5 protein-coding genes are annotated in these 6,175 nt (G+C 33.7%); 4 read left to right on the forward strand and 1 reads right to left on the reverse strand.

All coding sequences use genetic code 11. The annotated features are described in order from the left end of the window. Positions 1–632 precede the first annotated feature (632 nt). Positions 633–1,634 (reverse strand): LLM class flavin-dependent oxidoreductase, encoded by a 1,002-nt coding sequence (locus tag VGE71_RS14290; RefSeq protein WP_331138940.1) that lies wholly within the window; start codon positions 1,632–1,634, stop codon positions 633–635. Between the two features lie 174 nt (positions 1,635–1,808). On the opposite strand from VGE71_RS14290, the gene VGE71_RS14295 reads away from it, so the two are divergent. From VGE71_RS14295 to VGE71_RS14310, 4 genes are all read left to right on the forward strand, one after another. Beyond that, positions 1,809–2,324 carry a DUF2975 domain-containing protein gene (locus VGE71_RS14295; protein ID WP_331138941.1) on the forward strand — a complete coding sequence of 172 codons (516 nt, stop codon included), beginning with the start codon at positions 1,809–1,811 and terminating at the stop codon, positions 2,322–2,324. A gap of 2 nt (positions 2,325–2,326) precedes the next feature. Beyond that, positions 2,327–2,533: a helix-turn-helix domain-containing protein gene (locus VGE71_RS14300; RefSeq protein WP_144215125.1), complete on the forward strand. Its 207-nt coding sequence runs from the start codon at positions 2,327–2,329 to the stop codon at positions 2,531–2,533. A 119-nt stretch (positions 2,534–2,652) separates the two neighbouring features. Then, the gene (locus VGE71_RS14305; protein ID WP_331138942.1) at positions 2,653–3,537 is read left to right on the forward strand and encodes an ABC transporter ATP-binding protein; all 885 of its coding nucleotides are present in this window, start codon (positions 2,653–2,655) and stop codon (positions 3,535–3,537) included. Between the two features lie 4 nt (positions 3,538–3,541). After that, on the forward strand, positions 3,542–6,175 hold a 2,634-nt coding region (locus tag VGE71_RS14310), incomplete at its 3' end, for an aminopeptidase (RefSeq protein WP_331138943.1).

Here is a 6,175-nt window from a genome sequence, read left to right on the forward strand (position 1 = left end):
GAAATCTCTTCCCGTCTGATTCATCATGCCTGCCAGTATTTCAGTGAACGTTTTTCGTTGTTGCGGGTGCAAAAGTAGAACCTTTTTCCGCTTTCGCAAGCTTTTCTGAACACTTTTTTACGCTTTTTTTTGATCTTTTTCTTAACTCGCTGGTAACGGCTTGTTTACATTCCAATAATTTTTCACCCTTTGTGCGGTTTTTCTGAAACAAGATGCATTATTGCTGTTTTTCGAGATTTTTGAAACAGGGACTTTAGTGGTTTTTTCGATTTTCAGCCTGTTTTTTGACGATTTTTCAGCCTACCAAAATCTTATTTTTCCCAAAAACTTCTTCCGAAGACCGCTCCCCTAGCCCCGATAGCAGCGGAAATCCTTTTTATGGCGGGGTTCGCCATGAAAAGATTGCAGCGGATAGCGGGAAATGGCTCCTTATATTTATCGAAATCACAATTCTTAAACTCCAAATTCCAAAAAAACCGGATGTGACTTCGCTGCGCTCAGTATAACCATTCAATGCTATATATTATATATGTACAAAAAACAAACCCGACAGGTTTTCAAAACCTGTCGGGCTGCAAGTGGGAATTACTCATATATAATAGAGAATAAAAACTATACTATATAATGCATTATTAATTTAAAGCATCTATTACTTCTTTGGTGATTTCGATGCTTTTTAGTTTCGCCTGATGATCGAAGATTGGACTTGTTACCATTAGTTCGTCGATTCTTGCATAGTCAATGAACTTTTTCAAATCGGTTACTAATTGTTCTTTGTTTCCTGTAAAGGTTCCAGCGGTCATTTGGTTTACATGAAAACGTTCTGCTTCGTTCATGATATCGTCTAATGATGGAACTGGCGGCTGTAATCCTTTACGGTCGTTTCTTATTAGATTTAGGAACATTTGATACAAACTTGTAGACAATAACTCTGCTTCTTCATTTGTATCGGCAGCAATTACATTCACACATGACATTGTTTTTGGTTTATCCAAATATTCTGATGGCTGAAAATTTTCTCTGTAAAATTCAAATGCTTGAATCATCAACTTTGGTGCAAAGTGTCCGGCGAAAGCGTAAGGCAATCCATAAGCTGCCGCTAAAGCTGCACTGTCCATACTTGAACCTAAAATCCAAATTGGTACATTTAAACCTTCAGCTGGAAATGCACGAACTTTTCCTGTCGCATTTTCAGATGAAAAATACTCTTGAAGTTTGCTTACATTTTGTGGAAAGCGTTGTGCCTGCTCGAAAAAGTCTTTTCGAATTGCTTCTGCAGTTGGTTGATCTGTTCCTGGCGCTCTTCCTAAACCTAAATCGATTCGATTCGGGTAAAGGGTTTCTAGAGTTCCAAATTGTTCTGCTACCACTAAAGGCGAATGATTCGGGAGCATGATTCCACCAGAACCTACTCGGATATTTTTTGTCTGACTTGCCACATATCCTATTAAAACTACCGTTGCCGTACTTGCAACGTGTGCCATATTATGATGTTCTGCCAGCCAAAATCGCTTGTATCCTAATGTATCTGCTAATTGCGCTATATCTTTTGTTTTTTGAAATGTTTCTGTAGCATTGCTATCCTGAGTAATGATAGCGAGCTCTAATAATGAGACTGAAATTGGGTTTTTCATATAAATTAAGGCTAAAATGCAAAATTAAGCCATTTATGCGAATGCCTTTTGTTTTCTAATGTTAATAGAATTATAATATTCTTAAATTGATCAAAATGATTATTTCTAAATAATTAATTATTGTTTTACGATAATTAATTATACATTTGCAATATCAAACTTAACTTTCAGTGTATGAAAACGACTCATATTGTTTCTAGAATATTATTTTATCTCACCAGATTCTTGGCTGTAGTTTATTTTTTCTTGGCTGTATATTCAGTTTTTACTTTAGTGACGGGATTATTTTTAACTTTTAAAGAAAACGGAAAATATTTTCAGGTTTGTTATCCGTTTACTTCACATCCATTGATGTTAGGTGATTACAATTTGCCGTATATTCTTTTTGATTTTCTGGCTCCGCTGAGTCTTTATGGACTTTTCTTTTTATTGAGTAGTAATGTTTTTAAAGTTTTCTTTCAGCCGAAATTGTTTACCAAAAATAGCGTGGTGCACTTAAAACGTTTTTATTTATCGAATTTATTCATTCCGAGTATTGTGATATTATTTGCTTTCTTCTTTGTTCCTTTAGATAATGAAGTGATGCTTTTTATCATATTACACGGAATGCTTGGCGCTTTTGCTTATTTTCTAGCAGCCATTTTTAAACAAGGTTTAAACCTTCAGAACGAACAAGACTTATTTATATAGCTATGCCAATAATTGTAAATATTGATGTAATGCTTGCCAAACGCAAGATGCAGAGTAAAGAATTGGCAGAGAAATTAGATATAACGCCTGCTAATTTATCGATTCTAAAAACGGGAAAAGCAAAAGGCATTCGATTTGATACTCTCGAAGCGATTTGCAAAATATTAGATTGCCAACCTGGCGATATTTTAGAATATGTAAGCGAGTAGCTTTCTTTTAAATCAATTTTTCTGAAACTAAAAAATCGGCTTTTTGAGGCCGACAGGAATTCTATTGCCTAAAATTTTCAAAATCATCATTTATATAATCATCAAAAATCAATCAAAAAATGAACAGTTTATCAATCAAAAATCTCAGCAAAACGTATGAGAACGGCACGCAGGCGATTGACCATTTATCGCTTGACATTGCAAACGGAATGTTTGGTTTACTTGGTCCGAACGGCGCTGGAAAATCTACTTTAATGCGAACCATTGCTGCTTTGCAAGAACCAACTTCTGGAATTATTGAGTTTAACGGAATCAATATTCTCGAAAATCCAATGTTTATTAGGGAGAATCTTGGATATCTTCCGCAGGAATTTGGCGTTTATCCAAAGATTTCTGCTTATCGTTTATTAGATCATTTGGCCATTTTGAAGGGAATAGTTAATCAGAAAGAACGACATGACCAGATTTTGTATTTGCTGCAGCAAACGAATTTATTACAACACAAAGACAAAGCAGTTCATTCTTTTTCGGGCGGAATGCGTCAGCGTTTTGGAATTGCACAGGCTTTATTGGGAAATCCGAAGATTATTATTGTCGATGAACCAACTGCGGGATTGGATCCTGAGGAAAGAAACCGTTTCAATAATCTTTTAAGCGAAATTGGCGAAAGCATTATTGTGGTTTTATCCACACATATTGTAGAAGATGTTCGCGACTTGTGCACCAAAATGGCAATTATTTCTAATGGAAAATTGCTTTTAGAAGGAAATCCAAATGAAGCTGTCGATTCTTTGAAAGAAAAAATCTGGACGAAAGCGATTCATAAAAATGAATTAAAAGAACACAAGGAACACTTTAATATTATTTCGTCTCATTTGAATTCAGGAAAAATCAACATTCATGTTTTCTCTGATCAACAGCCTGATTCTGGTTTTGAATTGGTTTCTCCAGATTTAAGCGACGTTTACTTCAATATTTTATCTCAAAATCAACTAAAAAAATAATGTTATGCTTTCGAAATTAATTCAATTTGAATGGCATAACAATACCAGAAACTGGACATTTTATGCCTCCTATATTATATATCTAATTCTCGGCTTTTTTGTGAGCGCTTTTGCGAACTTTTCGTTTTCGGGCGCTTATAAAAATAGTCCGTTTGTATTGACTTATGCGATTGGTTTGATATCGCTGATGACGATTTTCTCTATAACGCTTCAAGTCGCACAGCAATTTTTAAAAGAATATGAAACCAAATTTGATGCTATAGTCTTCTCTACTCCTATTTCTAAATTTCATTTTTTGGGAAGTAAGTTTATCACAGCTTTTGTAATTGCGGTTTCCTCTTTTGGAATGTTCATTATCGGGATGATTGTCGGACATCAAATGTCGTGGATTCCGAAAAGCGAAATTGGTCCTTTTGAAATTCTAAATTACGTTTGGCCTTATTTTATAATTGTTATCCCCAACATTTTATTGTGTCTTTCGATTCTTGCAACGCTGGCTTGGCTTACGCGAAGCAAACTTTTTATTTATGTTGGCGGCTTATTCATCTACATCTTATATATAGCGGGTTCGATTTTTTCTAATTCGCCTTTATTTGCAAATGCTTCTCCCTCTTCCGCGAAAGCGATGTCTTTGGCTGCAAAAATAGATCCGTTTGGTTTGGCGGCATTTTTAGAGCAAACGAGATATTGGACGGCCATCGAAAAAAATACGCAACTGCTTTCGTTTTCGGGCAACTTTTTATTCAATCGAATCGTGTGGATTTGCATTTCTTTCCTTCTGATTTTTGTTTCCTATAAATTGTTTTCATTTCGAAAAACGAAAACTAAAAAGATAAAATCGGTTAAAATCAACACAAAAGAAGCAAAAGTCTTATCTGTTATAATTCCGAAACAGCAATTTAAAACCTCCAAACACAATTGGACTGTTTTTAAAAGCAATTTGAAAATGGATATTTATTTGGTTTTAAAAGGAATTCCGTTTTTACTGATTGTCATTTTACTTTCGGGATTATTAATGATTGAGATTTCAGACGAAATTGACGGTGGCATCAGATTGCCGGAAAGTATTACAAATACGGCTTTGATGATTTCTACCATTATGGATCGTTTGCCATTTATTTTGATTCTGGTTCTTCTTTTTTACAGCAATGAATTATTGAATCGAAGCGAAAATTCGAGATTTGAAATGCTAGAAAATACTGCTCCTTATTCTCCATTTGCAGTTTTGATTTCGAAATTGACAGCACTTTTTATGATTCCGATGATTTTAATTGGAATTAGTATTTTGATTGGAATTGGTTTTCAAATTACAAATGCCAATGCACCAATTGAAGCTGGACTTTACCTTTCGATGTTTTATTATATCGGATTTCCATTGTTTTTGATTTCGATTTTGGTAATTGCGATTCAGACTTTCATTAAAAACAACTATTTAGGATTGGCAGTTTCGGCATTTATCGTGCTTTTGTTTTGTACGGGAATTGGAGAACAATTAGGAATTTCGCATCCGTTATTTCGATTTGGAGATTCTTTTAAAAGAGAATATTTTGATTTGAATGGTTTTGGAAGTTATACTTTTCCGTTTCATATTTCAATGCTGTACAATTTTGGATTGGCATTGATTCTCCTGACTTTGACTGGAATTTTATGGAAACGAAATGCTACGATTCTAAAAACCATTCGCAGAAATTCATTTAATATAATTCAGAAAACAACTTTAGCTTTTGGAAGTATTCTATTTATTGGTTTTGGAAGTTATCTTTTTTATAAAACGAATATTGAATATCCGTATTTGACTAAAGACAATCAGAACAATTGGAGCGAGCAATACGAAAAACAGTTTAAAAAATATACGAATCTTGCCCAGCCAACGATTATTGCAGTAAAAAGTATAGTCGATTTATTTCCTGAAGAAAATCGTTACGAAGTAAAAGGCACTTATGAATTGATCAATAATTCGGAAAAAACAATCGATAGTTTACTCCTATATATAGATCGAAATTCGAAACTGATTTCTGTTGAAATTGAAAATGCTAAAAATTTGGATGATGTTTCTAAATTTCAGCATTATTGGTATCGATTGGAAAAACCTTTGTTACCTCAACAGAAAATAAAAATGAGTTTTGCTTTTACCTCAACTTGGTCACCATTTAAAGGTCATACCGCCTTTAATTCGATTATTGAAAATGGTTCATTTATGCGAATAAGCCGTTACTTTCCAACTTTTGGTTATCAGGATTCTAATGAAATCAGCAGTGAAAAAGAACGTATAAAAAGACATTTAAAACCGCAAACGCCACTTAAAAAGCTGGAAGAAAAATCGAAAACTACAAATGATTTCATTGATTATGATGTTGTAGTTTCTACTTCAAAAAATCAAACCGCAATTGGAATTGGAGATTTAATTGGAAACTGGAAAAAAGACAATCGCAATTATTTTCATTATAAATCTAATGGAAAAATTCCGTTTCGTTTTGCTTTTGCTTCTGCCGAATATCAAATTCAGAAAACAAATTATAAAGGCATTTCAATTGAAGTGTATTATGATAAAAGGCATTCTAGAAATGTTGAAAAACTAATTCAAGATGTAAAAAACACTTTGGATTATTGCCAAAACAACTTTGGAAAATATCCATAT

Source organism: Flavobacterium sp. (assembly GCF_036405015.1).
In the GTDB taxonomy this organism is placed as follows: domain Bacteria; phylum Bacteroidota; class Bacteroidia; order Flavobacteriales; family Flavobacteriaceae; genus Flavobacterium.